Source organism: Nocardia sp. NPDC049149 (assembly GCF_043197455.1).
Taxonomy (GTDB): domain Bacteria; phylum Actinomycetota; class Actinomycetes; order Mycobacteriales; family Mycobacteriaceae; genus Nocardia.
In genome coordinates this window covers 920122-945134 of the sequence record NZ_JBICTD010000004.1, presented here as the reverse complement: position 1 = coordinate 945134, position 25013 = coordinate 920122, and the positions used below count along the sequence as shown (strand labels likewise).

The 25013-nt window shown below is 67.1% G+C and carries 24 protein-coding genes, 1 pseudogene and 1 riboswitch; of the genes and pseudogenes, 5 read left to right on the top strand and 20 right to left on the bottom strand.

Annotation, left to right across the window (positions count from 1 at the left end; all coding sequences use genetic code 11):
- Nucleotides 1–3: 3 nt before the first annotated feature.
- Nucleotides 4–237, bottom strand: a complete 234-nt coding sequence (locus ACGFNJ_RS20075; protein ID WP_393449917.1) for a hypothetical protein — start codon at nucleotides 235–237, stop codon at nucleotides 4–6.
- Between the two features lie 144 nt (nucleotides 238–381).
- Between ACGFNJ_RS20075 and ACGFNJ_RS20070 the strand changes: the two genes are divergently transcribed.
- The gene (locus ACGFNJ_RS20070; protein WP_393449914.1) at nucleotides 382–3411 is read left to right on the top strand and encodes a tetratricopeptide repeat protein; all 3030 of its coding nucleotides are present in this window, start codon (nucleotides 382–384) and stop codon (nucleotides 3409–3411) included.
- Between the two features lie 149 nt (nucleotides 3412–3560).
- On the opposite strand, the gene ACGFNJ_RS20065 is transcribed toward ACGFNJ_RS20070, so the two are convergent.
- The 9 genes from ACGFNJ_RS20065 to ACGFNJ_RS20025 form a co-directional block, all read right to left on the bottom strand.
- The gene (locus tag ACGFNJ_RS20065; RefSeq protein WP_393449911.1) at nucleotides 3561–4904 is read right to left on the bottom strand and encodes an AAA-associated domain-containing protein; all 1344 of its coding nucleotides are present in this window, start codon (nucleotides 4902–4904) and stop codon (nucleotides 3561–3563) included.
- A 40-nt stretch (nucleotides 4905–4944) separates the two neighbouring features.
- Nucleotides 4945–6681, bottom strand: a complete 1737-nt coding sequence (locus tag ACGFNJ_RS20060) for an ABC transporter permease (RefSeq protein ID WP_393449908.1) — start codon at nucleotides 6679–6681, stop codon at nucleotides 4945–4947.
- Nucleotides 6678–7394 carry an MgtC/SapB family protein gene (locus ACGFNJ_RS20055; protein WP_393449905.1) on the bottom strand — a complete coding sequence of 239 codons (717 nt, stop codon included), beginning with the start codon at nucleotides 7392–7394 and terminating at the stop codon, nucleotides 6678–6680. Before ACGFNJ_RS20055 ends, ACGFNJ_RS20060 begins: the two co-directional genes overlap by 4 nt.
- 282 nt (nucleotides 7395–7676) lie before the next feature.
- Nucleotides 7677–7848, bottom strand: a riboswitch (M-box (ykoK) riboswitch).
- Between the two features lie 115 nt (nucleotides 7849–7963).
- Complete coding sequence (locus ACGFNJ_RS20050; protein ID WP_393449902.1) at nucleotides 7964–8593, bottom strand: TetR/AcrR family transcriptional regulator; 630 nt, start codon at nucleotides 8591–8593, stop codon at nucleotides 7964–7966.
- A gap of 58 nt (nucleotides 8594–8651) precedes the next feature.
- Nucleotides 8652–9059, bottom strand: a complete 408-nt coding sequence (locus ACGFNJ_RS20045; RefSeq protein ID WP_393449899.1) for a hypothetical protein — start codon at nucleotides 9057–9059, stop codon at nucleotides 8652–8654.
- Between the two features lie 107 nt (nucleotides 9060–9166).
- The gene (locus ACGFNJ_RS20040; protein ID WP_393449896.1) at nucleotides 9167–10495 is read right to left on the bottom strand and encodes a pyridoxal-phosphate dependent enzyme; all 1329 of its coding nucleotides are present in this window, start codon (nucleotides 10493–10495) and stop codon (nucleotides 9167–9169) included.
- Nucleotides 10495–12018, bottom strand: a complete 1524-nt coding sequence (locus ACGFNJ_RS20035) for an alanine racemase (protein WP_393449893.1) — start codon at nucleotides 12016–12018, stop codon at nucleotides 10495–10497. Before ACGFNJ_RS20035 ends, ACGFNJ_RS20040 begins: the two co-directional genes overlap by 1 nt.
- Complete coding sequence (locus ACGFNJ_RS20030; RefSeq protein WP_393449890.1) at nucleotides 12015–13304, bottom strand: heavy-metal-associated domain-containing protein; 1290 nt, start codon at nucleotides 13302–13304, stop codon at nucleotides 12015–12017. Before ACGFNJ_RS20030 ends, ACGFNJ_RS20035 begins: the two co-directional genes overlap by 4 nt.
- Complete coding sequence (locus tag ACGFNJ_RS20025; protein WP_393449887.1) at nucleotides 13301–14551, bottom strand: aminotransferase class V-fold PLP-dependent enzyme; 1251 nt, start codon at nucleotides 14549–14551, stop codon at nucleotides 13301–13303. The genes ACGFNJ_RS20030 and ACGFNJ_RS20025 overlap by 4 nt, the downstream gene beginning before the upstream one ends.
- Nucleotides 14552–14751: 200 nt before the next feature.
- Between ACGFNJ_RS20025 and ACGFNJ_RS20020 the strand changes: the two genes are divergently transcribed.
- Nucleotides 14752–15174: a pyridoxamine 5'-phosphate oxidase family protein gene (locus ACGFNJ_RS20020; RefSeq protein ID WP_393449884.1), complete on the top strand. Its 423-nt coding sequence runs from the start codon at nucleotides 14752–14754 to the stop codon at nucleotides 15172–15174.
- A gap of 79 nt (nucleotides 15175–15253) precedes the next feature.
- Here ACGFNJ_RS20020 and ACGFNJ_RS20015 read toward each other — a convergent pair whose 3' ends face one another.
- The 5 genes and pseudogenes from ACGFNJ_RS20015 to ACGFNJ_RS19995 form a co-directional block, all read right to left on the bottom strand.
- Nucleotides 15254–15688, bottom strand: coding sequence for a CBS domain-containing protein (locus ACGFNJ_RS20015; RefSeq protein WP_393450060.1), 435 nt, complete (start codon nucleotides 15686–15688; stop codon nucleotides 15254–15256).
- A 157-nt stretch (nucleotides 15689–15845) separates the two neighbouring features.
- A complete protein-coding gene (locus ACGFNJ_RS20010; RefSeq protein WP_393449881.1) occupies nucleotides 15846–17126 on the bottom strand; it encodes a PucR family transcriptional regulator in 1281 nt (426 codons plus the stop codon).
- A gap of 240 nt (nucleotides 17127–17366) precedes the next feature.
- Nucleotides 17367–17600, bottom strand: a complete 234-nt coding sequence (locus ACGFNJ_RS20005) for a hypothetical protein (RefSeq protein WP_069160861.1) — start codon at nucleotides 17598–17600, stop codon at nucleotides 17367–17369.
- Between the two features lie 212 nt (nucleotides 17601–17812).
- Nucleotides 17813–18112 carry an SAM-dependent methyltransferase gene (locus tag ACGFNJ_RS20000; RefSeq protein WP_393449878.1) on the bottom strand — a complete coding sequence of 100 codons (300 nt, stop codon included), beginning with the start codon at nucleotides 18110–18112 and terminating at the stop codon, nucleotides 17813–17815.
- A 68-nt stretch (nucleotides 18113–18180) separates the two neighbouring features.
- Nucleotides 18181–18462: pseudogene (locus ACGFNJ_RS19995) on the bottom strand (SAM-dependent methyltransferase); the annotation flags it as partial.
- A 412-nt stretch (nucleotides 18463–18874) separates the two neighbouring features.
- Here ACGFNJ_RS19995 and ACGFNJ_RS19990 point away from each other — a divergent pair.
- The gene (locus ACGFNJ_RS19990) at nucleotides 18875–19096 is read left to right on the top strand and encodes a DUF397 domain-containing protein (protein ID WP_393449875.1); all 222 of its coding nucleotides are present in this window, start codon (nucleotides 18875–18877) and stop codon (nucleotides 19094–19096) included.
- Nucleotides 19097–19185: 89 nt separating this feature from the next.
- Nucleotides 19186–20073: a helix-turn-helix domain-containing protein gene (locus ACGFNJ_RS19985; RefSeq protein WP_393449872.1), complete on the top strand. Its 888-nt coding sequence runs from the start codon at nucleotides 19186–19188 to the stop codon at nucleotides 20071–20073.
- A gap of 276 nt (nucleotides 20074–20349) precedes the next feature.
- Here ACGFNJ_RS19985 and ACGFNJ_RS19980 read toward each other — a convergent pair whose 3' ends face one another.
- The 5 genes from ACGFNJ_RS19980 to ACGFNJ_RS19960 form a co-directional block, all read right to left on the bottom strand.
- The gene (locus ACGFNJ_RS19980) at nucleotides 20350–20553 is read right to left on the bottom strand and encodes a hypothetical protein (protein WP_393449869.1); all 204 of its coding nucleotides are present in this window, start codon (nucleotides 20551–20553) and stop codon (nucleotides 20350–20352) included.
- Between the two features lie 884 nt (nucleotides 20554–21437).
- Complete coding sequence (locus ACGFNJ_RS19975) at nucleotides 21438–21665, bottom strand: hypothetical protein (RefSeq protein ID WP_393449866.1); 228 nt, start codon at nucleotides 21663–21665, stop codon at nucleotides 21438–21440.
- Nucleotides 21666–21964: 299 nt separating this feature from the next.
- Nucleotides 21965–22264 carry a putative quinol monooxygenase gene (locus tag ACGFNJ_RS19970; protein ID WP_393449863.1) on the bottom strand — a complete coding sequence of 100 codons (300 nt, stop codon included), beginning with the start codon at nucleotides 22262–22264 and terminating at the stop codon, nucleotides 21965–21967.
- Nucleotides 22265–22291: 27 nt separating this feature from the next.
- Entirely contained in the window at nucleotides 22292–22978 is a 687-nt protein-coding gene (locus tag ACGFNJ_RS19965; RefSeq protein ID WP_393449860.1) for an SDR family oxidoreductase, read from the bottom strand.
- A 49-nt stretch (nucleotides 22979–23027) separates the two neighbouring features.
- Nucleotides 23028–23486: a DUF2599 domain-containing protein gene (locus tag ACGFNJ_RS19960; RefSeq protein WP_393449857.1), complete on the bottom strand. Its 459-nt coding sequence runs from the start codon at nucleotides 23484–23486 to the stop codon at nucleotides 23028–23030.
- A gap of 332 nt (nucleotides 23487–23818) precedes the next feature.
- Here ACGFNJ_RS19960 and ACGFNJ_RS19955 point away from each other — a divergent pair, with 332 nt between their 5' ends.
- The gene (locus tag ACGFNJ_RS19955) at nucleotides 23819–24949 is read left to right on the top strand and encodes a lipase family protein (protein ID WP_393449854.1); all 1131 of its coding nucleotides are present in this window, start codon (nucleotides 23819–23821) and stop codon (nucleotides 24947–24949) included.
- The last annotated feature ends 64 nt before the right edge of the window (nucleotides 24950–25013 follow it).

The following is a 25013-nucleotide window of genomic DNA, read 5'->3' as shown; positions in this document are numbered from 1 at the left end:
GTTTCAGATTCCTTCTGCGGGTTCCGGCGTCAGCGGAACCCACGGCACCACATCGACGATGCGGCCGGGGCTGACCGCGATGATCAAAACGGTCGCCCCCGCGGAAATGGCCTCGGCGGCACGGGCGATGTACAGCTCCGTTCCCCCTCGGATCGCCACCAGGACCTCGCCGAGCATCCCGGCACCCCGGATCGGCGAGGTGAGCGTACCCGTCATACCGACCACGGGGTCGCCCATCGCACCGATCTCCTCCCACTGGCACTCAGACCCGCCACACTACGTCTCGCGCAGCACCTTTCGGTATCAATATGGACACGGTGCGCGAATGCCCAGGTGGCGGGTGTGTCAGTGCGCGGCGAAGCGCGCGGGTATCTTGCTTGCATGGGAGGACGGCTCGCGCTGGTGGTCGGGTCCGAATGTGTGGCGCTGGGGGAACTGGGGTTCACCGGCGAACTTGCCTCGGGGTTGTACGGGAGTTTGACCGAGGTGGGCGGCTGGCGGTCCGCGATCGATGCCGACGGGCCGGTACTGGATCCGACGGCCGATCAGCTGGCCGAGGCGGTGGACGCGGCCTTCGCGGCGGCCAGCGCGCGGCAGGCGACGCTGCTGCTGGCGTTCATCGGGCACGGAGTGGCGACCAGCGCAGAGGACTTTTATCTGCTCGGCCATGATTCGCCCGCAGTACCCAACTCGCGCAACGCCTTTCATCTGACCCAGGAGATCAGGGAACGGTTGAACCAGTCCGCCGTCGACGGGCTGGTCGTGCTGGTCGACGCCTGCGAGACCGGGCAGGGCGTGCTCGGGGCCGCGCGCCGGTGGACCGACCTGCTTGCCCAGGGCGCAGGCCGGATGGAGATGCTCGTCGCCGCGGGGGAGGGGCCCGCGTTCTCCGGTTGCTTCACCCGAACCATGTTGGCCACCTTCACCGATGGGCTGCCGCTGCGCGGGGAGAACCTGCTGCCAGCTGATCTGGTCGATCCGATCGCAGGGCAGTGCACTCGTCAACAGCCCCAATATCTTTCGTTCACCTCGGGTTCGGTGTCGATGGCGCACACCGCGGATCCGGGACTGTGGCTGGTGCCCAACACGGCGCGGCACCGTGACGCCGTCAGCGGGCGCTCCGCCGCGGGCTTCGTCGACCAGCTCACCCGCGACCTGCTGGTCACCCCCGATGTGCGCGAGCACCTCGACGCGATCATCGATGCGGGCAGCAATCGCCTGCGCGTGGTGATCGGGCCGACCGGCGCGGGCAAATCCACCTTGCTCGCCATGCTGATTCGGCCGAGCCTGGTGGAAGGCTTGGCGATCACGCCCGAATACATCACTGCCGCAGTGTTTCTCACCGCCGCCAGTGCGATCGAGGCGGTCGCCGCCGAACTCGCCGCGCAGCTCAGCGTCCGGCTGCCCGGGTTCGCGGACGCGGCGCGCGCCGTGCGTACCCAGCGGGCCAGGAGCGAATACGACATCTTCGACATCATGGTGCGCCACCCACTGGCTAGGCTTTCCACCGCGGGCAGGCGGGTGACGCTGGTGTTCGACGGCCTCAACCAACCGCAGGAAGGCACGCGGAAGTTGCTGGTCGGCGCCATCGCCGATCTGTCGCGCCGCCACGACCTGCGGCATGTCCGGGTGATTCTCGGCATCAGGGACGGGACCGGTGTCGAGCATGATCCGGCGCTGGCGCACATGTATCGCATCGAGGTCGGCGAACCTGCCGCCGACGACATCGCCACGGTCGTCGGCTCCGCGCGTGGCGGCGTGCCCGCCTATCCGTCCCAGTGGATCGCCTGGATTCAGCGCTTGTTGTCCGAGGCGCCGACGGCGGAGGCAGACGGTGCGCACGTCGTCTCCGGCGGCTGGCTGCTGGCGCGCGTGCTGCAGGAGGTTGCGTCGAGCATCACCGACAATGCGGTCGCTGACGGTATCGGCCTCGACCGGATCGTCGTCATGCGGGTGGACAACGCGTTGAGCGGAATGGATCCCGAAACCACAAGCGCGACAGGGGCATTACTCAGCGTCCTGGTTGCTGCGGGCGTCGGTCCGGTGCTGCCGCTCGAACTGCTCGATGCCGCACTGACTTCGCTCGGAGTGGATCTGCACATCGCCAGGATCCGAGATATCACAGTGGCTTTAGGCGCGCTGGTGACGCGCAGCCACCCGGGAACGGCGCGCGAATCGCTCGGCGTGACGCACGGCGCGCTGCTGCCCAGTCTGCGGGCCGAAGGCAAACTGCTCGGCGTGGAACCCGAGGCCGCGCACCGTGCCATCGTCGCCGCCATCAAGGAAAGTCCCAGCGATCGGGCCGCCGACTACGCGCGCGGCTCGGCCGTGCGGCATTGCCTGGCGTACCGGGATTCCGCCAGCGCCATCCACTTCCTGGAGATGTTGCAGACACAGCGGGCCGCCGACAACCGTGACCTGTGGGCCGCCTGGATTCCCGCCTTCACCGAGGCGCTCGGCCCGGACAACCCCGACACACTGACCACCCGGAGCCGCGCGGCATACCATCGCGCCGAAAGCGGCGACTTGATCGGCGCCATCACCGAATTCGAGCTGCTGTTCATCGATCGCTTCCGGGTACTCGGCCCCGATCATCCGAAAACCCTTGGCACGCGCACCAATCTGGCCACCTATCGGGCCCGCTGCGGTGACTTCGCCGGTGCGCGCACCGACTACCAACGCCTCTACGCCGATCAGCTCCGGCTGCTCGGCCCCGACCATCCGGATACCCTCCGCACCCGAAACGATTTGGCGTCCAACCGCGCCGACCTCGGTGACCTCGGCGGCGCGATCGCCGACTTCGAGCAGCTCGCGCTCGACCGGGCCAGGATCATCGGCCCCGACGACCCGCAAACCCTGCGCACCCGAAACAGCCTCGCCTACTGGCGCGGGGCGAGCGGCGATATCGCAGGCGCCCGCACCGAATTCGAACAACTCCTCGCCGACTGCCTCCGCATCTACGGCCCCGACCACGTCGCAACCCTGAACGCGCGCAACAACCTCGCCGCCTTCCGCGACCGCAGCGGCGACCTGGTCGGCGCCCGCGCCGAATTCACCCGGCTGCTCGCCGACCGTCTCCGCGTCCTCGGCGCCGACCACCCCGACACCCTCACCACCCGAAGCGCCCTCGCCGGCTACCTAGCCGAGAGCGGCGACCTCGCCGCCGCCATCACCGATTTCGAAGACCTCCTAACCGACCGCCTCCGCGTCCTCGGCCCCGACCACCCCGGCACCTTCGCCACCCGCAACGACCTCGCCACCGCCCGCGCCGAATCCGGCGACATCCCTAGGGCCATAGCCGAATTAGAAGTCCTCCTCGTAGCCGAACTCCGCGCCCTAGGCCCCGCCCACCCCGCCACCATCCACACCCAATCCACCCTCGCCCACTGGCGAGCGGAGCTCGTCCAGTAATCCGCGGCGGCGCGGTAGACGTCATCGTTGGCTTACCCTCGGCGACGCGGTGCGCGCCGCTACCGCCGTGGTCGGAGACCTTCCGCCCGCCGCGTGAGGGGACTGCCTCTGCTGCGGGCGACTACCGAGACCGGAATATCGTTGCGGTGTCAGGACGTCCATTTTCCGCGCACACCGGCGAAGACTTGGGCGGCGGGGTCGGCGGTGATTTTGTCGGAGTCGGTGTCGTAGTCGTAGAGCTCGGCGTAGCGGCCCCAGTCGATGGCGATGTCTAGTTGGCGGCGGGCGTCGTCGGGGCCGAAACCGCGGCGGAGGAGGTCGAGGAAGAAGCCTGCGCGCAGGCTGCCGTCGGAGCTGCCGGTGAGGCCCTTGCAGATGGTGCGGACCAAGGGGGCGCGGTGGCGTGCCTGTTCGGCGAAGATGCGCTTGCTCTCTTGGATGTCGGCGGTGGTGAAGCGGGTGCCGATGTCGGTGAGCAGGACGTCACCGTCCTCGACGGTGCTGAAGCCGAGCATTTCGGCGGCGTCGACGAGGGGCAGCAGGTCGTCGATCTCGAAGTTGAGCTCGTCGGCGATATCGGGCAGATCGGCGCGGCCGCCGCCGGCGTAGACGAGCTCGACCAGACCTGCCAGGCCGCCGACCGAAGCGTCGGGCAGCGGCTGCGCAGTGGGCGTGGCCTTATCCGGTTCGGCGACAACGGGTTCGGTGTCGCGGCCGGTGAGCAGCCCGTAGATCTGATCGACCATGGCCTCGAACCACGGTGCGCGCCGGTCCCGCGGACGATGCTGCGCCACCGGGATTTCCGCGATGATCCGGCCGGGATTGGAGCCGAGCACGAGCACCCGGTCGGCCAGCTGCACCGCCTCCTCGATGTTGTGGGTGACCACGCAGATCGACTTGGTGGGGAAACCGTCGGTGGCCCACAGGTTCACCAGCTCGGTGCGCAGGTTCTCCGCGGTCAGCACGTCGAGCGCGGAGAACGGCTCGTCCATCAACAGCAGATCAGGTTCGAGCACCAGCGCGCGGGCGAAGCCGACGCGCTGGCGCATGCCGCCGGAAAGTTCTTTGGGATAGGCGGATTCGAAGCCGTCGAGGCCGATCATGTCGATAGCGGCGAGCGCACGCTGCTGCCGTTCGGCGGGCGGCACGTTGCGGGCGGCGAGGCCGAGCTCGACGTTGTCCTGCACGGTCAGCCACGGCATCAGCGCGAACGACTGGAACACCAGCGCCGCACCGGGATTGCTGCCGTTGAGCGGGGTGCCTCGGTAGCACACTTCGCCGTCCGACGGCGCGATGAGCCCGGCGATGATGCGCAGCAGGGTGGACTTGCCGGATCCTGAACGCCCGAGCAGCGCGACGATCTCGCCGCTGCGCAGTTGCAGATCGATACCGTCGAGCACCCGCAACTCGTCACCGGCGGCACCGGTGAATCGTTTGCCGACACCCGAGATGTCCAGCAGGACTTCGCTGGTGGTGTTGGTGGTCACGGTCATGATCGATCTCCTGTCGAACGGGTGGAGAAACAGCAGGCGGTCACAGCGAGTACCGCCGTTCGGCCAGTGCGTAGAGCCGCCGCCAGAACAGCCGGTTGATGCCGACCACGTAGACGCTCATGACCAGCACGCCGATCAGGATCCGTGGCGAGTCACCGACTTTGGTTGCCTCGTGGATGTAGGAGCCGAGTCCCGCGGCCACCAGCGTGGTCGAGCCGTAGTCGACCACCTCCGAGACGATGGACGCGTTCCACGCGCCGCCGGCCGCGGTGATCCCGCCGGTCACGTAGCTCGGGAAGATGGCGGGCAGAATCAGCCTGCGCCACCACAGTTTTCGCGGCAGTTGCAGGTTGGCGGCGGCTTCGCGCAAATCGGTCGGCACCGCGCTCGCGCCCGCGATGACGTTGAACAGGATGTACCACTGCGCACCGAGCGCCATCAGGATGGTGCCTGCCCAGTTCAGGCTGGCGCCGCTCCACACGAGCACGGCGGTGACGAACGGGAACAGGAAGTTCGCCGGGAAGCTGGCCAGCACCTGCACCACCGGCTGCGCGAGCCGGGACACCTTGGGGTTCAACCCGATCCACACCCCGATCGGCACCCATACCACGGTGGCGAACACGAGCAGCACCACCACCCGGAGCAGGGTGAGGAACCCGAGCCCGAACGCGTGCACCACCTCGCCGAACCCGGCGGTGGCGTCGATGTAGTCGACCACGCGATACCCGCCGTAGGCGACGGCGGCGGCCACCACCGCGGCGAACACGAGATCACCGGCGCGGCGGCGCAGCGGCGAGGCATGCAGCGGGTATTCGGCCAGCCCGAACACGCTCATCAGCCGATCCAGCGGCGCGATGAGCGGACCGAATATCTTGCCGAGCAGCAGCGGAATGTGCGAGCGCCGCAACAGATTCAGCATCACGCTGCGCGGCGCCTCGGCCGCGCCGGTGTCCTCCACCCGGAACCGCTCCGCCCAGGCGGTGAGCGGCCGCCAGAACAGGAAGTTCACCCCGACGACCATCACGATCATCACGCCGATCGCGATGAACACCTTGCCGAGGTCGCCGTCGCCGGTCGCGGTCGCGACATAGGATCCGATGCCGGGCAGCGCGTACTCGTGGTTGTTCACGCTGATCGCCTCGGACGCGACGAGGAAGAACCAGCCGCCGCCGAAGCTCATCATGCCGTTCCAGACCAGCGGGATCATCCCGCTGGGCACGTCGACGCGCCAAAACCGTTGCCACCGAGACAGTCTCAGGTTCCGTGCGGCCTCGTCCAGCTCGCGCGGCTGCGCGGCGAGGCTGTGGTAGAACGCGAACGCCATGTTCCACGCCTGCGAGGTGAAAATCGCGAAGATGGAGGCACTTTCGAGCCCGAGCTGGGAGCCGGGGAACAGCGCGATGAACCCGGCGACGGTGATCGACAGGAACCCGAGGATCGGCACCGACTGCAGGATGTCGAGCATCGGCAGCAGCACCGTGCGGGCCCGCCGCAGCCGGGCCGCCGCCGTCGCGTAGACGAAGGTGAACAGGATCGACAGCCCGAGCGCGGCGAACATCCGCAGCAGCGAGCGTGCCGCGTAGTAGGGCAGCTCGGCCGGATCGGTGGACACCGTCGCGGGCGCGGCGGCCTGGTCGAACGGCACGTTCGCACTGGCCGAGATCCGCACGACCAGCCAGATCAGCACCGCCGCTCCGACGAACACGATCACATCGGCGTACCGGTTGCGCGGACGGTCGATGGCGCTGCCCGCGGGGAAGGACCGCAAAAGAGTCATGCCTGTGGGCCTCTCACATCCGAGGTGGCGATGTGCCAGCCGACGCTGGTCACCGACGGTTCCAGGCTGAGCCTGCTGACCGCGGATTCCATCTGCCGGTCGTCGCGCTGGTCGCCGAACAGTTCCGCGCGCACCTCGACCCGGCCGGGCGTGCCGGTGTTGGCGCTGGAGATCGAGATGAGCTGAAAGTCGGTGCGCGTCAACGCTTGTACCAGCAGGGCGCGCACGTGCGCCTCGTTGTCGTCGTTGGTGACGGCGACGAACGCGTAGGACGTGGGCTGCTCGTGTCCGGCTTCTGGCTGCTTGTCGACGGCACGACCCGCGGCGCGCAGCGCGACGTTCACGCCGACCACCGCAACCGTGCCGGCGGCAGCCGTGCTGTACATACCCGCGCCGGCGAGCGCGCCGACCGCCGCCGCGCACCACAGCGTCGCGGCGGTGTTGAGGCCGCGCACGTTCAACCCGTCGCGGATGATCACGCCTGCGCCGAGGAAGCCGATGCCGGAGACGATCTGGGCCGCGACCCTGGTCGGGTCCGCGTCGTTGCCGGAGAAGCCGTTGGCCGACAACAGCACGAACAGTGTCGAGCCGGCAGCGACGAGCGCGTTGGTGCGCAGGCCCGCCATCCTGGCCCGGTATTGGCGCTCGAATCCGATGGCGGCGCCGAGGCCGACGCCGGCGAGCAGCCGGAGGATCATGTCGAGTGTTGTCATTGACCCGCACTTCCTGAGCTAGTCAGCGCACCGTCATAACTCAGCCGTCGGCTGGCTCGCTGACGCTCGCGCGCCGGATCCAGTCCAGATTACGGAGCGGTTGCCGTCCCGTACTTGGCTGAGGAGGTGTCGCCGGGTGAATTTTTGGCAAACGGGGAATTCGGACTATCGCCGCCGGGCATCCGGCTCACCTCCCTTTGTCTCTCCGCGCATGGCAAACCAAGCGTTGATCATCCTGATCGTTGCAGAGCGCAAGCTGAGGAACCCGACAAAACGCCGGTGGCACCCCATCCTCGTAAGACCTTTGGCACTTCACGGCGTGAACCCGGCGGGGCCGGGAGCCAATCGGGATCACCCCTTAATCCGGGGAGATCTGTCCTGACCCGGGGCGTCTCTCGACGTTCGGGGTCGCTGGCCTGTATCCGTGAAGGAGCCTCAGCGAACGATCGGCACCTTGCGGTTGGAAGTAAACACCCGAATGGAACAATTGGCAACCCGGGTGTGAGTGGGGTCGCAGTCGCGGCCGTGTTGCTGGGTCGCCAAACCCGTTGTGCCGCAGCCGGAGACCGTCAGGGCTGATACATCGAGCGGTACGCGGTGATCACCGCGACGCAATGCTCGACGATCTCCTCGCGGGTGGCGCGCAGCGACCCGTTGAGCCAGGCGGAGAACATGCCCGCGTTGCCGCTGGCCATGGTGAGCGCGGCGAGCCTGCGCTTGACCGGATCGTCGATGTGGGAGAAGAGGTGGTCCTGCATCAGCCGGGTGAAGACCGGCATCACCGAGATGGTGGTCTGGCCGAGGCCGGTGCTCGAGTACGGCTCGACAAGCAGCAGCCGCGACTTGCGCGGGTCGTCGAGGACCTTGTCGACCAGGATCTGCGCGAGTTCGCGATCGCGGGTCGGGTCGTCGGCCGCGGCGAAGGCCGTCATCGGCGGCAGGAATTCGTCGGCGACCTGGCGATAGAGCACGTCGAGCAGCTCGTCGCGGCTGGCGAAGCTCTCGTAGAAATACCGGTCGGTGAGGTTGGCTCTGCGGCACACGGCGCGCATGGTCACGCCGCTCGCGCCCGCCTCGCCGATCAGATCCAGCGCCGCCTCGAGCAGCGCGGTGCGGCGCGCCTCCCTGCGTTCGGTGAGGGTCGTGCCGCCCCAGATCCGCGGGCCTGCGTCGTCGTCTGATTCCTGGCCTGAGTGCACGCAACCACATTAGTGCCTGGTCGGCGGCGAGCCCGCCGACCGCACCAGGTTCGCAGGCTCAGGAGGTGACGAGGCAGACGACGCCGAGATTGAGTCCGGTGCCGACCGCTGCGCTGGTCTGGACGAATTCGCCGGAATTACGCACTGCGTAGATGGTGTGATTGCCGGGCAGTAGCGGCGTCCATTTCGCGGTGAGGGTGCCGGAGGCGGGCACGGTGATCCAGCCCCCCGGATCGAAAGTGCCGGTCAGATCGACGAAGGCGATGACGTCACCAGGGGTGGCGGTCACGGTCGCGATATAGGTGCAGCCGGTGCCATAGGCGGTGGAGCTGCCGAAGCTCAGGCCGGGTGCGACGCCGATGGCGTTGACGGTGGCAGGCGCGGCGGGCGCGGTGAGGACCAATGCGGCGGACATCGCCCCGAAGGAGGTCAGTGCGGCGGCGACGGATTTCTTCGACCGGAACATGATGGGTCATCTCTCTCGGGTGCGGATGTGCGGGCAGCGCCAGGTCGTGGCGCTTGGAGTAGTCTCGCCGCGAAGCCGGGGCGACACACGCGAAATGGCGTAGGTCGTCAGCCGCCCGATTCCAGTGGCAGGCCCGCGTCCCGCCATGCGACGACGCCGCCTGCGAGGCTGGCGGCGTCGAACCCGGCCTGCTCGGCGCGCAGGGCGAAGCGGCGCGACAGCTCGCCGACCGGGCAGACGAACACCAGCGGCCGGGATCGAGGGAACGGGATACCGCCGGCGAACATCTCGTCGAGCTGATCGTCGCGGATGTTGAGCGCGCCGGGCACATGCCCGATCCGGTAGGCCATCGCGCCGCGGGTGTCGACGATGAACGGTCTGCCGGTGCGGTCCAGCTCGGCCAGCTGGTCGGGCGTGATGGTGCGGGCGGTCGCCAATTCCGCTGCGGTGGGCACTGTTTGGCGATCCTGGCGGCCGAAGAGTTCCGGCTTGCGCTTCTTGATGTAGGACAGGTACGGCTCGAGCCGATCGCAGACGATGAACACCGCGACGATCGGGTCCGCCGATTCGTATCCCGCATCGTCCAGTGCCGCAAGGGTTTCCAGCGCCGCCGCATAGCTTGCCCCGCTGGTCGGCCCGGCGAGCACGCCGTACCCGGTGGCCAGGCTCAGGGTCGCGTCCACCGCGCGTGCCGCGTCGATGGTCACGATGCGGTCGTAGAAATCGGGCTGGAAGAGGCCGACCTCCCACATCTCGCTCTCCGAGCGGATACCGGGGATGAAGTCGGAGCGCTCGGAAACCACAGCAACGGTACGTAATTCGGGGTTGTGCTTGCGCAGATAGGTGGCCGCCCCTCTGGTCGACCCGGTGGTGCCGAGCCCGCCGATCAGATAGTCGACCCTGGTGATGCCGTCCGCGGCCAGGTCCTCGTGGATCTCCCGGCCGGTGCCGTGGTGATGCGCCTCGATGTTCTTCTCGTTGGTGTACTGGGACAGATGGCGGTAGGTGCCCGGCTGTTGCGCCATCGTCGCCTCGATCGCCGAGTACACGTTGTTCGGGGTGGTCGGATCGGGGCATTCGGACAGTCCAGGCAGCTCGACGATGTCGGTGTCGAAGAGCCGCAACAGGTCTCGCTGCTCGGTGACCCTGATGCGGTTGGTCACCGCACGCAGCCCGATCCCGTAGCGAATACCGAGGATGCGCAGCGCCTTGGCGGTATTGCCGCTCGATGCCTCGATGAGGGTCTGCCCGCCCGCGACGATGTCGTCGAGCTCGTCGCGGATCATGCCCCAGGCGACCCGGTCCTTGACCGAGCCGAAAGGGTTGTACGACTCCAGTTTCGCGTACAGCTCGACATTGCGCAGACCGTGCACGGCAGGGTCGAGGCGCAGCAGGGGAGTGTTGCCGATGAGTTCGGTGATGTGGTCGTAGCGCATCAGGGCGCCTCGGCGGTTCGGTGCGGCACCGGTTCACGCGGTGCGAGGTGGCGCTGCGGCGGGATCGCAGCCGGGACGGGTTCGTAGTCGCCATCGCGGCACACCTGGAAGCCGCCCGCACGGTGCGTGACGGCCAGCTTGATCGGCGGCGGCCGCATCGAGGCCGTGGCCGCGGACAGGTCCATGTGGTAGGCGCCGGTATTCGGGAACACCACCAGGTCGCCGGGGGACGGCCGCTGTGCGAGCCAGACCTTGTGATTGGTGATCAAGTCGCGCTCCAGGCACAGTCGGCCGGCGAAATACACACCGACCGGCGCACTTTCGGTACCCGGCGCCACTGCGTCATCCTCCGGTGCCGGGCGGCGCGCGGTGCCAGGCAGGATGAGCGGATCGACCATCACCTCCTGGTCGGCTGGTGTCACCGAATCCCGGCTCAGGTCGAGGTTGACCAGCACCGTGCCGTCGGCGATCTCCTTGACGAACTCCACCTTTGCCACCGTCACCCCCGCGTGATCGACGAGCCCCTTGCCCGGCTCGAGCCAGAAGTCGAGCAGATTGTCCGAGGCGACCTCGGCGACGGTACGACCCCCGTGCCGCTCGAGCGGTGCGGTGAGCACGTCGTCGAGCATCGTGGTCGCCGGAATCGTGTTGGCGTACTTGTGGAACACCGGGATGCCGTGCACCGCGCCGTCCGCGACGTGATAGCCGAAGGTGTTGCTGCCCCAGCTCATCGACGGACCGCGGCCGAGCAGCGACTCGCGCAGCGCGTGCACGTAGGCGTCGAACCGATCGGCATCGGCGGTGAACACCTGCCGGAACCCGCCGCCGATGTTCAGCACCGAAGGCGCCAGTCCGTGGCCATACGCCTGTTCGATCAGGGCGAGGCAGGCGTCGACGGCGCGGATCCGTTCCGCGGTGTCACCGGAGTCGAGATGAAAAGCGAACCCGAGGAACGTGATTCGGCGGCGATGTGCCGTCAGCACGTCGAAGGCCCGCTGAATGTGGTTCAGCGGCATGCCGAACCGGCTTACCTGTCCTGCCTCGAAACCGGAAACACGGAGCAGCACAGGAACTCCGGCATCGTCTCCGGCCAGTTCGGCGATGCGGTCCAACTCCCACAGGTTGTCCACGTTGATCGTGACGCCGCTGTCGATCAGCTCACGAACGAACGCTTCGCCTTTCGGCCCGGTGACCTCGATCCGCGTCGGCTCGAATCCCGCGCCCGTCGCGCACTCCAGTTCCTGCGGTGAGGCCACATCGATGGCGATCCCGGCGCGCTCGGCCGTTCTGACCAAGGCCCGCGACTGATTGGCCTTGTGCGCGTAGCAGATTCGATAGGACGACAGCCGACGATCGAGCACCTCGCGGAATGTGCCCAGGTTCTCCGCGTACACCTGCGGGAACACCAGGTGCGCCGGGGCGCCGAACCGCGTCAGCGCCTGCGCGACCGCGTCGGAGGAATCGAGAAACGTGCGAACCAGCGGATGGATCTTGGCTGGTAACGCCGGTGGCGGTGCGGTCATACCGCGGTTTCCGACGGAGCAGCCGCCACGGCGTCCTCGGCCACGCTCGCGGGCCGCTCGGCGACCGGGTTGTAGCCGCCATCGCGGATGGCCTCGAATGCCCTGGCCCGATTGCGCGGGCTGCGGAACTCGGCGACGACGCGCTTACTGATCAGATCGATCTCGATCACCCGGATGTCCATCGACTCCAGCACCCCGGTGATGGTCCGCACGCAGTGCTTGCAGGTCATGTCCGGCACGTAGAACACCTGGTCCTCGGCGGTGGCCGCGCGATCGGCGGTCGCCTCGTCGAGCGTGGCACTCACCTCGGCGAGCTCGCAGCGGCTCGCGACTTCGGTGAATACCGCGACGAACTGGTCGATCACCACCGGCAGAATGCTGTAGTGCCCGCCGCCGAGATGGTGTGGCATCGCGGCCAGGCACGCGGGCCTGGTCCCCGCGGGCAGCAGTGCGTACTGGCGCGAGATGAGGTCGAGATCGTCGTGGTACTTGGCGATTGCTTCCGCGATGCTCAGTCCCTCACTGTGCGTGGCGCGGCGCATCACCGTGTGCGCGTCGGAGATGGTGGCGTCCTTCATCGCACGCAGCGTGGCGACCGTCTCGGCCGAGTAGCGCACGGTGCCGTCGGGCTGCGCGATCAGGGTCACCGGGATCATGCCGCGCCGGTACGTGGAAGCCTGCAGCTCCCAATACCATCGGGTGGCGACCGCGGCGAAGAGCCCGGATTCGTGCATGCCGCGGGCGAATTCGGCCGCGCTGCGGTAGGGCGTCTGCCTGGCGAGCAGCGCGTGCTGGGCCAGTGCCCGCCCGGCCGCCTCGATGCCGACCCGGAAGATGTCCATCGGCTCGTGGTCGGTGGTGGTCCCGTCGAGCATGGCGTGCTCGCGCGGGCCGAGCGCCGAAATCCGTTCGGCGAAGGCGGTATTCGCCGCAAGCGCGTGCCACAGCGCCAGCACGGTCTCGCGCATGGCGATCGGCACGATCGGCCCGAGGCCGTCCGCGCGGTAGTGGCCGGTATTGGGGATGCCGTCACTGTCGGTCCAGGTGATCCGATGGGTGGCGCTGGTGACCTGATAGGCACGGCACGGCCGCATGAACCGCTCGAGATACAGCCGCTGCGAGTAGGTGAGATGACTGTTCGGCTCGGTGTGCAGTGTGGTGGAGGTGAATTCGAACCTGCGCCGGTCCGGGATCGCCACCGGCGCAGCGAAGAGGCCGGGCTGCGCCAGCCCGGCCAGCACCCGGGACGCGGCCCTTCGGTCATAGCGCGGGGTGTCCGTAGTCATGTGACCTCCTCGGCAATCGTCATGACGCACTGGGTGAATCGGTCGATCTCGTCGGCGGTGTTGTAGATGTGCGTGCTCACCCGGACCGAGTCGTCGTTGCCTGCGGCCGGGGTGCAATGCAAGCCCGTGCGAACCAAGAAGCCTAGTTCGCCGAGCACGAAACCGAGGTCGGTCGCGGTGATTCCGTCGAGCGTGAACGAGACGATGCCGTAGCCCGCCGCGCCGGGAACACGTGCCGGGCCGCGCAGGAATTCCAGGCCGTGGATCGGCCGCAGCCCGTCGATGAGGCGCTCGGTGAGCGCTCGGCTGTGCGCCGCGATGGCGGCGACATCGAAGGATTCGAGCACCTCCAGCGCGCTGCCCAGCGCGAGAATGCCGGGGATGTTGTGCGTGCCGCCCTCCAGCAACGCGGGCATCGCGTCCGGGACGAGCCCGGTGGCGTCGAGCCGCACCCCGGAATTCCCGCCGGGCAGGAACGGCACCAGTTGATCGTGAACACGTCTGCGGCAGTAGAGAATTCCGGTGCCAGGCGCACCGAACATCTTGTGCGCGGCGAAGATTGCGAAATCCGCGTTGAGCTCGGCCACGTCCACCGGCAGGTGCCCGCCGCTCTGGCTGCAGTCGAAGCACAGCAGGATTCGCGGATCCAGCTGGCCGCGCAGTTCTTCCAGCGTGGTCAGGCCGCCGTACACGTGGTGCAGATGGCTGGTGGTGAGCAACCGGGTACGCGGGCCGACCTTGGCCATGATGTCGGCGGTGTCGGCCTGGCCTGCCTCGGTCGTCCGGTAGGGGACCAGCGTGATCCGGCGGCCGAACCGGGCAAGCAGGCCGCGCAGATGATGCCACGGGTGCACATTCGACGCGTGATCGCTTGGGCTGTAGAGGATTTCGTCGCCGTCCTCCAGCACCGCCAGGCCCCAGGACAGTGCGACGGCATTGAGCGCCGCGGTGGCGCCGCCGGTGAAGACCACCTCGTCGGCATGCGCGGCGCCGATGAAGGTCGCGGTGCGCTCACGCACCCTGGCCAGTCGCGTGGTCAGGCTGGTCGCCCACGGGTAGGTGCCGCGTCCGGCGTTCGCGGTGCGTGAGCTGTGATAACGGTGGATGGTCTCGATGACCGGCAGCGGCTTCTGCGTGGTCGCGGCGCTGTCCAGGTACACATCGGTGGATTCCGCGAGTGCGGGGAAGAGCTTACGAATGGCGGCGGGCGGGGACAGCGCCGATAGTCGGGCGGCCGGTGGCCGCACGAAATGCGACCTCGGGGCGTGGGATCGCAACGTGACGCTCCCTCCATCGAAGCGCTCCGTCAGATGCGCTGGACGCCACCAACGATACGCACTTTCCATAAGCTGTTCGAAGGTTTCTCGCGGGCAACAGGTTTCAATATCGAACCGCCCGCTGCGGAGTGCGTCGTGCCATGTCGGAGCTGCGCGGTACCTTGGAGGTCATGGCATTGACCTTGGAAGAGCGTCAAGAGTTTCTCGCGCAGCCGCATATCGCGGCGTTGTCGGTGGCCGAGGGCACCGATCGAGCCCCGTTGACTCTGCCGATCTGGTACCAGTACAAGCCCGGCGCGGAGCCATGGGTGTTGACCGGTCCGGATTCTCGGAAGATGCGGCTGATCAACGAGACCGGTCGGTTCAGTCTGATGGTGCATCGAACAGAACCGACCGTTAGGTACGTGACAGTGGAGGGGCCGGTCACTCGCATCGAGCCGATGACCGAGGAATTGCACCTCGAGATGGTCACCCGCTACCTCAGCGGGGATAAGGTCGCGGCGTACTTGAAGGAGGCGGAGTCGTTCGGGCCGCAGGTGGCGGTGTACCTGAAGCCGGAGCACTGGGTGTCGGCCGACCTGGGCGCGGTGTAAGCGGAAACTCGGACAGCTCAGCGCACGGCACAAACCGGGACGGCGCCGTGTGCGGTGCAGCGCGGTGCGGGCACCGAATTCAGTACTTGCCCTGGAGGTACTCGACCAGGTGCTGGCGTTCGGTAGCCAGCTCTGAAATGGCGGTCTTCACAACGTCGCCGATGCTGACGATGCCGACCAGCCTGCCCTGATGGACCACGGGCAGGTGCCGAATTCGGTGCTCCGTCATGGTCTTTCGCAGCCCGTCGACAGGGTCGTCGGGCGCGCAGGTGCGCACGTTGGTGGTCATGATCTCGGCCACCGGGGCATCGAGCAGCTCCGCGCCGCGCGCGTGCAGGCTGCGCACCACGTCGCGCTCGGAGATGATGCCGACGATCCCGTCGCCGTCCGGCGAGACCACCACCGCGCCGATGTTGTGCTCGGCGAGGGTGCCTAGCAGGCTGCGTACCGTCGTGTCGGGCGCGATCGTCGCTACATCGCTGCCTTTTCTGCGCAAGATCTCGGCTATTCGCATATTCACCATCCAGACATTCGCGGCACTCTCAGGATCCCAAGTTCGTGTCCCGGTGACCAGCACGAATCCGTTACAAGGTCACGTGACGATCACAGCCAGCAGGGTGGGCGCTGTGCTTACCCACCCCGCAGGCTCCGCCTGCTGCAGTCCCCGAGTCCTAACCACTCCACCGGCTCCGTCGGCTGCCGTCACTCCTGCGGTCGAGATCCCGCGCGAGCAGGGCGATGGCCGCCTGCGAAATCCCCGCCGAGGTGGCCAGGTCGACGCCGGTGAGCTGCGCGATGCGGCGCAGCCGATAGTCGACGGTGTTCGGATGGACATAGAGCTGACGTGCGGTGAGCTGGCGGTTCATGTCGTTGCCGAGGTAGGCGCGCATGGTGTCGAACAGTTCGGGGTGGGCCTCGAGCGGGTCGAGGATAGTGGCGATGCGCCGGGTGGCCGGACCGCCGCGGGTCAGCTGGTATTCCACGGCTAGGTCCGTCATTTGATAAAGGCCGGGGGGCTTACCGCCGACCCGAACGAGATTGAGGAGTTCGTGCGCTTGGTCGGCGGATTCGGGTACCTCGTCGGTGTCGCTGGCGACCACCGTCGCGGTGAGCGGCACCTCGGCCGCCTCGGATAATCGGCAGAGCGTTTCGGTGTTCATGACGGTCTCGTCGCCGTCGCCGATCGGGACGAGCATGGTGCCGCCCTTGGTGCTGAGCAGTGCCAGCGCCCGTGATGCGAACACGGTGGCCAGCGCGGACTGCAGCCTGCGGAGTTTGCGGCGGGCGGCCACATTGCTGTCGACGCGCGGATCCCGCTCGTCGGCATGTTCCGAAAGAGATAGGGCGACAACCTGATACGAGTCGGCGATCGGTATGCCGGCCTGTCTGGCGAGCGCGGAGCTGCCCCGCCCGCTCAGCAGCGCGGACGCCAGCGTCTGCGTGGCGGTCTGATGTTCCTTGGCGACCAGGTGCTGTTCCTCGACATAGGAGTCGGCCACCGCGGCGGTGATCGCCTCCAGCAGTTCGAGCATGAGGTCGGTGGCGACGAGGAGTTCGCCGACGTCGTCGGCCCGCGCCGGCGCGGTGACGAGACCGAACGCGATGCGCACGCCCTCGTGGTAGCCGCGCAGAATGGTGCTGAGCGGCACGCCCTCTCGGGCCCATTGCGTGGCCGCTTCGCGTACCTCGCCGAACTGTTCGTCGCCGGGTACCGTTCTGCGGTCGAACATCTCGGCCACCAAACCGAGGCAGCTGCGGGTCAGTTTGGTGACGTCGCCGCGCAACTGCTCGCCGGGCAAGGAGCGGCACGGTGCCATAATGTTGGCGAAGTAGCCCACCATGCGTGAGGCGACTCGGTCGGTGTTCTGAAGTGGCATCGACGCTGGCTGCCCACCGATTTCGAGCGCCGTGTCGGACGAATTATCGGACAGATCCAGCGCGGAGAAGGTCATTCGGTTCGCTCCATTGCCACGTCGGGCCGTAATAGAACTGTGCCCGAATCGTTCGGCTCACTATACGAAAGGGTCGTGTGCGTGGGGAGTTATCGGCGAGATCTATTGGGAGCCTACGCCATTGTGTGATGACCCGGTTGTGACCTGGCAATCTGCGCTGAAGTCTGTTCGGTGTCGCGCTATGCTCGACGGAATCTTTGGGCACCATGAAGATCGATGTGTGCCAAAGGATTCGGGTGACTACTCGTCGTCGAGGCCGGCGGAGAGGTAGGCGGCGGCGGCGAGCCACTGCCTGCACTGCGGACCGTGGACCTCGTGGGCGGACAGGATGTCTCGCGCTTGCCGGTAGGTGAGGCCGGGGGGTTCGACACCGCAGTCGGACACCGCGTACTCCGGTGCGTGACATTGCCGCAAGGTCTCTACGCCGGTGCCGATGACGGCGACCCGGCGGGGAGTCCGGAATGGCTGGCTCATTCGACCGCCCCTCGCGTGTGGCGTGTGGGGAGGTTGCTGTGTAAGCGCCGCCGGCTCGAAGTGCCTGCGTACTTCCCCGATACGAGTCCGAGTCTATGCCGCTGTCGCTTACAGATGCAAGTACATCTGTAAGAGCGTCGTCGCGAAATTCGAGTCGAATTCGATCGTGGCGCCCGCTGTGATCGATGGCCGCTCAAAGCCCTTCGTCCAGACTACGGCTTCCGCGCCACCGCGCCATAGGCGGAGATCGGCCTGGTCAGGCTGGCCTCGGCGCCGTCGGATCGCCACTGGGTGATCGAAACGAAGCCGGGGTCGACGAGTTCCGTGCCGTCGAAATCGCCGCCAATCTGGTCCTTCGGCCGTGGAATGTACGGCGCGCCACCGGTTCCGGCGTACTTCGTGCAGGGCGTGCCGTACTCGCGGCTGTCGTCGGTGCCGTCCCGCAGGGCGAGATAGCTGCCCGATGGCGCGGCGTCCATGACGGTGCCGACGATGCGCATCGGCTCGGCCAAGGACTGGCATGGCCGAGTATGCCGAGGAAGAGAATGCCGAGCGGGTGCTCGAAGTCCAGCACGTCGCCCGCTTCAGTGACGATGCGCTCGGGGTCGTTGAAGTCGGCCTCTATATATGCAGACGCGCCTTGCGGTGCGGTGTTGCTGAGTAGGGCCCTTGACGGCATCGGCGCCATTGGGTCGTTATCGACGTAGACGACCTTCGATTCGGGTGCGACCGACTGGGCGACCTCGTGGGTGTTCTGCACTGTCGGCAGCCCGCTGCCGATGTCGAGAAACTGCCAGATCCCCGCTGCCCCAGTAAGATACCGAGCGGTCCGGATCAAATACTGTCGTGATTGCGCGGCCATGATAGCGATCTCCGGGTCGGCCTCGATGCCCGCGTCGTCGAGTGCGGGATATCGGTTCGGATGGCGGGTGAATTGTCCTTTTCGGGCATGCGGGGGGAGCCTCTCGGTGGCGCGGTGGCGACACTCTTGGTCGGCTGAACCCGGGACTGTCGCGAACGGTCGGTACCTCCGATCTGCAGTGTGACAGTAGAAGATTCGGGTCCGCGCAGCATCGGCGATCGGCCGTTGAACTGGGGGTTTCCTGGTCGAAACGTTGATGCGTCACATTGCGGACCGGGTGGTCCGAATTAGTAGGGGCGCAGGGGCGAACTTCGTGCTATCGTCCCAACTGTGGGTGCAAATGCAAGAACGTTTGAGCGTGCATCTGCACGAACCGATTCACCCAAACGGCGTAACCGAGGAGTGGGGAAACATGTCGGAGACATCCACCAACAAGGTCACTGGAGCATGGCGCAAGAGCACGTACAGCAACCCGAGTGGGAACTGCGTCGAAGTCGCGGAGGCGACCAACGGCCAGGTAGCGGTACGTAACTCGAGGTATCCGGAAGGCGGGGTGCTGTTCTACACCCGTCCCGAAATTGATGCATTCGTCCGCGGCGCGAAGGCCGGGGAGTTCGACTATCTGACGAGTTGAGCGGTAACATAAGCGATCGGTGCGGTGTGTTTCGCGACAGGTGGTTGTGACACACTGTGGGCAACCCCCGAGTATCGGAGACGAACTCAATGATCGCTGAACCGGATGACGAAGGTCAGGTGCATTCCGTTGTCGCGGAACGTGGCCCGACGGTGCTACGCATCGCGCTGGGCGGGCAGTTACGCCGACTTCGCGAAGGAACAGGTATCACCCGCGAGGCCGCGGGTGACGCCATCCGTGGTTCGCATGCCAAGATCAGTCGTCTCGAGTTGGGCCGCACCGGTTTCAAGGAACGTGACATCCGGGACCTGCTGACGCTGTACGGCGTCAACGACGTCGAAGAGCGTCAGCGTTTCCTGGAGCTGGCCAAGCAGGCGAACGAGCCAGGCTGGTGGCATCGCTACAGCGATCTGCTCCCGCAGTGGTTCGGCACCTACCTAGGCCTCGAACAAGCAGCGAGCAAGATCCGCACCTACGAGGCACATCTCGTGCCAGGCTTGCTGCAAACTCCCGAATATGCCAGGGCGGTCGTGTCCCTGGGATATGAGGACGCCGATACCGATCGACGGGTTCAGGTCCGGCAGCGCAGGCAAGAGATTCTGCACCGCTCCGACCCGCCGGTCGTGTGGGCAGTGATCGACGAGGCGGCGTTGCATCGCCCCGTCGGTGGGCCTCGGGTGCACCGCGCGCAGTTGGAGCACCTGATCGAGCTGGCCAAGCTGCCGAACGTGACTGTTCAGGTACTGCCGTACTCGGCGGGTGAGCATGCCGCCGCCGGAAGCTCGTTCAGCATTCTCCGTTTCACTGAGGCGGAGCTCCCGGACATCGTCTATCTCGAGCACCTGACGAGTGCGCTCTACTTGGATCGCAGGCAGGACCTGGCGCTGTATCTCTCGGTCATGGACCGACTCAGCGTGCAGGCCGAACGACCGGAGAAGTCGATGCAGATCCTCGCGGGATACGCTGCGGATCTCTGATCAGCACCCCCGTGAGGGGACATGTGGGCCCAGGTCTGTACCCATGAACACCTGAGAAGCCATGCGCCGCCCCGACATGCGCGGTGGTGGTACCTCGGCCCGAGGGATGTGCTCGTGGGTGCGATCGAAAGACGATGCGTGCCTCAGGCAAGCAATGTCACTGTGACGCAATGGGAACGTATCGCGCCGTGGAAGTTTGGCGCGGAACGACAAGGTGGTGCGCCGCCTGAGAGCGGTGCGCGATATGGGGTTGGTGCGCCGCACGATGGCGGTGCGTTATGTGAAGTCGATGCGCCACGCAACAAAGGCGCGCAATGTGCAGTCGATGCGCCGCATGGCTGCGGTGCGCGATACGAAGTTGGTGCGCCGCGCGACAGCGCCGCGCAGTGGAAAGTTGGTGCGCCGCTCGACAGCGGTGCGCAGTGGAAAGTTGGTGCGCCGCTCGACAGCGGTGCGCAATGGGTAGCTGATGCGCTGCATGACCGCGGTGCACGATACGAAGTCAGTACGCCGCGTGTTGGCGTGCAGCGTGCTGCGGCTGTGCCGCCCGAACCCTGGATCGTCCGGGCTGCAGAACGATCGATCACCGATATCGCACCGGGTCCACGAATCCGCACCCACGGTGGGCGCCCGGAACGGTGGTCGACGCTCAACGGCGGCGGTCCTGAACGCCAAACCGGCGCGTCCGCACCGGTTTTCGGAATCCGCACTCGTTCTGGGCGCCCAGAACGAGTGCGGTTCCACCGAAAGGGTGCGAATCTCGGTGTCGCACTGCGGGTGTGGCACCGGAGCCGGGGTGTGCGGGGCGCTGAGCGTCCCGTGGCCACGTTCGCACCCCTTGTGAGGATCCGCACCCTCTGCGGGCGGTCAGGGTGGGTGCGGATCCACACAAGGGGTGCGGATCGTGGTACTGCGCGCCGCGTATGGCGGGAAGCCGTTGGGCGGCGCGAGGTTTGGGATTTCCGGTGCGCAGCCGATGGATCCGTGGCAGTCCCTGGCGTTCGCACCTCAGGCATAGGTCTGAGGCAGGCGCGAACCCTCAGGGAGGGTACGGATTTCGGCGTGGCGCAGCCGGAGGAATTGGGAAGCGCCTGGGGCGCACGTCAATTCGGCAAGGGAGTGGCCGCTCGCCATCGGCATGGGCCGATGGCGGATCGTTGGCTGTTCGCCCGCGCCGAATCGCAACGGGGGACAGGCATCTCGATCCGGGCGGCTACGGGCAGCGCAATGTCGGCCATCGCCGCCGTGCCTTGTGCCGCAAACCCTGAGCCTGAGGGTAGATCATCGCCGGTGGAACAAGGTGGCTCAGAGCTTGCGGTACAAGGCAATTCGGCGCGAACGGGACACCGGGATGCCCGGTCCGGTCACTGCTTGATGAAGCTGGAGGCGATCCGCCAGAAAGTCGCCGGCTGCAGTGCCTGGATATCCCAGTCATCGACCACGTCGTGCGCGGTGGTGACGATCCGGTCGATATCGAAATCGTGCCGGGTGGCCGCACCGGTGGACTCGACGGCATCGATGACGAACGCGACGGCGGTTTCCCGCGAGTACGCGGTGTTCCTGTGGCCACTTCGGGCCGACTGTGTGCTCATTCTTGTACCGTTCGCTGGCTTCTCGACCAGTATGGCGTCGGCTATACCGAGCCGAGCGCCGGAGAGTGGTTGGTTCATCAGAACGCCCCTGACGTTTGGCGGCGGCGGACCCATGGTGACTGTGGCTTGCGGCCCGCCCATGTGGCCTCCCCTGGTTGTCCCCTGTAAAGCGTTGCGGGACTGAGTTTAGGACTCCGTCGCTTTCAGATGCAAGTGCATCTGCACGATCTATTTGCAAGCGCACGTGCGGGATTTGGCGTCTGCAGGTTTGCTGACGCCGACTTCTGCACCACGTTTCATTAGCCGCTGAAAAGGACGTCGGTGCTGTAATCGATGTGGGTGCCGGGCTCCACGTAACGCTCCGCGGCGGCACTCAGCGCGAGGAAGTGCTCGGTGAAGCGGTGCGCCTCGGCGGCCTCGTCGTCGATATACAGCTGGTAGAGGAAGAAACGGTACGGATCGACGCGGTCGGCGCAGATATCGAAACGCAGACAACCCGGCTCGTCGCGCAGCGAGGTGGCCGCGCTGCGGGCGACGGCGTCGAGGAAATCCGCGCGCGAACCCTCCCGGATCTTCATGGACACGATGCGGCTGAACACAGTTGCTCTCCCCTCGATGGCGGCTCGTCAATCCGTCTGGACAGCGCGCCCTTTCGCGACACCGAGCTGGGCTACCGCAGCGTCGATCGGCGTGTCGCCGGACACGAGGACGAGCGTGGCGCCGACGCTGGGTGTGGCGGGCAGCAGTTCGGCGACCACCGCGGCCACGTCGGCCCGGGGGATGTCGCCGCGAGCGACAGGCGGTGGCGCCAACGTGACGCGCCCGGTGCCCGCGCTGTCGAGCAGGCCGCCGGGCCGCACGATCGTCCAGTCCAGATCCCGTGCGCGCAGGTCGGTTTCGGCCTGGGTCTTGGCGTCGAGGTACGCGGCGAAGACGTCGTCGGCGCCCGGCGCGGGCGGCTCACCCGCGCCGATCGAGGAGATCTGGACGAAGCGCCGCACGCCTGTCCGTTCGGCGGCCTCGGCCAACCGGACCGAGCCGTCCCTGTCGACCGCGTACTTGCGGGCCGCGCCGCTGCCCGGACCCGCGCCCGCTGCGAAAACCGCTGCGTCCGAGCCCTTCACGACGGCAAGCAGCGCATCGTCGGCGGCGTGCTCGAGATCGAGCACGATCGGTTCGGCGCCTGCGGCGGTGACGTCGGCGGCGTGGTCCGGATTGCGGATCAGCGCCGCGACCTGCTCGCCGCGGCGGGTGAGCAGCTCGGCGAGCAGCAGGGCGATCTTCCCGTGTCCGCCTGCGATGACGGTGCGCATGATCGGTCCTCTCGGTTGGGGGCGGTGCCCGGCACTGTCGCTGTGGCACTCAGCGTTCGGGACCGCCCGGGTTGCAGCGTGCTTCGACGGTGGCCTGGTAGCCGACGGCGGGGCGCCACGGTTCCAGATTCCAGCTCGGTTTGTCCGGCTGAACCAGCCGCGCCCACGCCCAGTGACAGACGAACTGATCGCGCATCCCAGGGGTGTCCGCGTCGGCGGACTGTGCGATCACTTCTTGCCATGCCCGCTCATCGGCACCGGGAAACGTGGTCTGCCGCCCGGCCGGGGTGGGGTAGACGAGCAGCCGCGCCCCATCGATCGCCTCGACCCAGCTGACATGGTCGATGAGCGGCTGCCCGGCATAGGGATCGACGACGGGCACCGCGCTCGGGGCGGCTGGTGGGGTGGAAACGTTTGTGGTGGTTGGCGATACGGTGGTCGGCTCGGCCGCTGGGCTGCCGGATCCGCAGGCCGTGACGGCAGGCAGCACGAGGGCGCACAGCAACATCGTCGCTCGGACTCGGCGTCTCGTCTCGGTGGGCCGCCACCGGCGACTCGCCCGACCCGAGTACCCCACGCCAGCTCCCTCCGCGTCGTGCCACGGCGACGGTTCGCTGTGGCATCAGCGCTGTCCCACATGCCGTCTGCCAACTGTCCTTCGTCGAGCCTAGCGACCGCTCGGTACCTTCGACACCCGCCCCCGCCGCTTTTCACCGTAGTGGCGTGCTCGGTGAGCTTGCGTCATCGCAGTGCGGGCGGGCCTACTCGCGCCACGCTGCTGTTTGCCACCACTGGTTGTCGTGGCTTGCCGGGATGGCGCGCAGTGGGGATAGTCGGTCGATGATGTGTACACGATTCATCGCGGGGACGGCCGGGGTCGTGGTCTCGATGGCGCTCGCGCTGGCACCTCCGGCGTCGGCGCAGTCGGCAGACGGGCCGGGAACGGTGACGAATCTGGCCGAGCTGACCGGACGATTCCGGGTGGCGGGCGCGGCGACGGCGGAACGGATGACCTACTGGTCGCGGGGCCCGCGCGGACCGATGCTGAGCACCGGTGCGGTCTATCTGCCGCCGGGACCGCCGCCGCCGGGCGGCTGGCCGATGGTGGCATACGCGCACGGCACCACCGGGATCGCCGATCAATGCGCGTTCACCTCGGAACCTCGGACGTACTACCTGAATTCGCTGTACCCGCAGCTGCTCGAGGCCGGGTACGCGGTGGTGATCTCGGACTATGTCGGGCTCGGCACGCCGGGCACGCACCCGTATCTGGACGGACCTTCGCAGGCGCGCAGCCTGATCGACGGCGTGCGTGCGGCGAAGGCGATCGCGCCTGCGCTCGGCACCCGGTGGGCGGTGCTCGGCCAGTCGCAGGGCGCACACGCGGCGTTGTTCACGGCACATCTCGCGCCTGCCGATGCTCCTGAGCTCTCCTTGCGCGGTGCCGCGGCGACCGGCGCGCCGGCCAACCTCGATCTCGCCTTGCCGCTGGCCGGCCCGTGGATCCCACGACTTCCGCTGGACAGGACGACCGCCTATCTGGCGATGCTGCTTGCCGGATTGCGGGCCAGCGCACCGGAACTCGATGTCGACGGCTATCTCACACCGACCGGTCTGGATGCACTGCGGGTGGTCGAGTCGGAGTGCGTCGAGCAGGCCAACGCGCGGTTGGCCGACGTGTCGATCGGCGCCATGCTCGCCAAACCGCTCGACGACCCGGCACTGGTGGCGGCGGCCGCGGCGATGCTGCGGATCCCGACCGACGGATACACCGTTCCGCTCTTCATCGGTCAAGGGTTGGCGGACGCGCAGGTTCCTGCGCCGTTGACCGCCAAGCTGATCGCCGAGCTGCGCTTGTCGGGCACCGATCTCGAGGCGCACGTGTACCGCGGCGACCATATCGGCACCGTGGACGAGGCACAGCCGGACGTCATGACTTTTCTGCGTCGGGTGCTCGGTCCGGTGCAATAGCATTCACCGGAATGCACATGGTGCCGAATGGCATTCGATGCCACTGTGCAGAAAATGCTGAAAA

Excerpts from the sequence above, each read along its gene's own strand:
- ACGFNJ_RS20075 (WP_393449917.1), bottom strand. The coding sequence starts at position 237 with ATGGGCGACCCCGTGGTCGGTATGACGGGTACGCTCACCTCGCCGATC.
- ACGFNJ_RS20070 (WP_393449914.1), top strand. The coding sequence starts at position 382 with ATGGGAGGACGGCTCGCGCTGGTGGTCGGGTCCGAATGTGTGGCGCTG.
- ACGFNJ_RS20065 (WP_393449911.1), bottom strand. The coding sequence starts at position 4,904 with ATGACCGTGACCACCAACACCACCAGCGAAGTCCTGCTGGACATCTCG.
- ACGFNJ_RS20060 (WP_393449908.1), bottom strand. The coding sequence starts at position 6,681 with ATGACTCTTTTGCGGTCCTTCCCCGCGGGCAGCGCCATCGACCGTCCG.
- ACGFNJ_RS20055 (WP_393449905.1), bottom strand. The coding sequence starts at position 7,394 with ATGACAACACTCGACATGATCCTCCGGCTGCTCGCCGGCGTCGGCCTC.
- ACGFNJ_RS20045 (WP_393449899.1), bottom strand. The coding sequence starts at position 9,059 with ATGTTCCGGTCGAAGAAATCCGTCGCCGCCGCACTGACCTCCTTCGGG.
- ACGFNJ_RS20040 (WP_393449896.1), bottom strand. The coding sequence starts at position 10,495 with ATGCGCTACGACCACATCACCGAACTCATCGGCAACACTCCCCTGCTG.
- ACGFNJ_RS20035 (WP_393449893.1), bottom strand. The coding sequence starts at position 12,018 with ATGACCGCACCGCCACCGGCGTTACCAGCCAAGATCCATCCGCTGGTT.
- ACGFNJ_RS20030 (WP_393449890.1), bottom strand. The coding sequence starts at position 13,304 with ATGACTACGGACACCCCGCGCTATGACCGAAGGGCCGCGTCCCGGGTG.
- ACGFNJ_RS20020 (WP_393449884.1), top strand. The coding sequence starts at position 14,752 with ATGGCATTGACCTTGGAAGAGCGTCAAGAGTTTCTCGCGCAGCCGCAT.
- ACGFNJ_RS20015 (WP_393450060.1), bottom strand. The coding sequence starts at position 15,688 with ATGCGAATAGCCGAGATCTTGCGCAGAAAAGGCAGCGATGTAGCGACG.
- ACGFNJ_RS20010 (WP_393449881.1), bottom strand. The coding sequence starts at position 17,126 with ATGACCTTCTCCGCGCTGGATCTGTCCGATAATTCGTCCGACACGGCG.
- ACGFNJ_RS20005 (WP_069160861.1), bottom strand. The coding sequence starts at position 17,600 with ATGAGCCAGCCATTCCGGACTCCCCGCCGGGTCGCCGTCATCGGCACC.
- ACGFNJ_RS19990 (WP_393449875.1), top strand. The coding sequence starts at position 18,875 with ATGTCGGAGACATCCACCAACAAGGTCACTGGAGCATGGCGCAAGAGC.
- ACGFNJ_RS19985 (WP_393449872.1), top strand. The coding sequence starts at position 19,186 with ATGATCGCTGAACCGGATGACGAAGGTCAGGTGCATTCCGTTGTCGCG.
- ACGFNJ_RS19980 (WP_393449869.1), bottom strand. The coding sequence starts at position 20,553 with ATGCAGCGCATCAGCTACCCATTGCGCACCGCTGTCGAGCGGCGCACC.
- ACGFNJ_RS19975 (WP_393449866.1), bottom strand. The coding sequence starts at position 21,665 with ATGAGCACACAGTCGGCCCGAAGTGGCCACAGGAACACCGCGTACTCG.
- ACGFNJ_RS19965 (WP_393449860.1), bottom strand. The coding sequence starts at position 22,978 with ATGCGCACCGTCATCGCAGGCGGACACGGGAAGATCGCCCTGCTGCTC.
- ACGFNJ_RS19960 (WP_393449857.1), bottom strand. The coding sequence starts at position 23,486 with ATGTTGCTGTGCGCCCTCGTGCTGCCTGCCGTCACGGCCTGCGGATCC.
- ACGFNJ_RS19955 (WP_393449854.1), top strand. The coding sequence starts at position 23,819 with ATGATGTGTACACGATTCATCGCGGGGACGGCCGGGGTCGTGGTCTCG.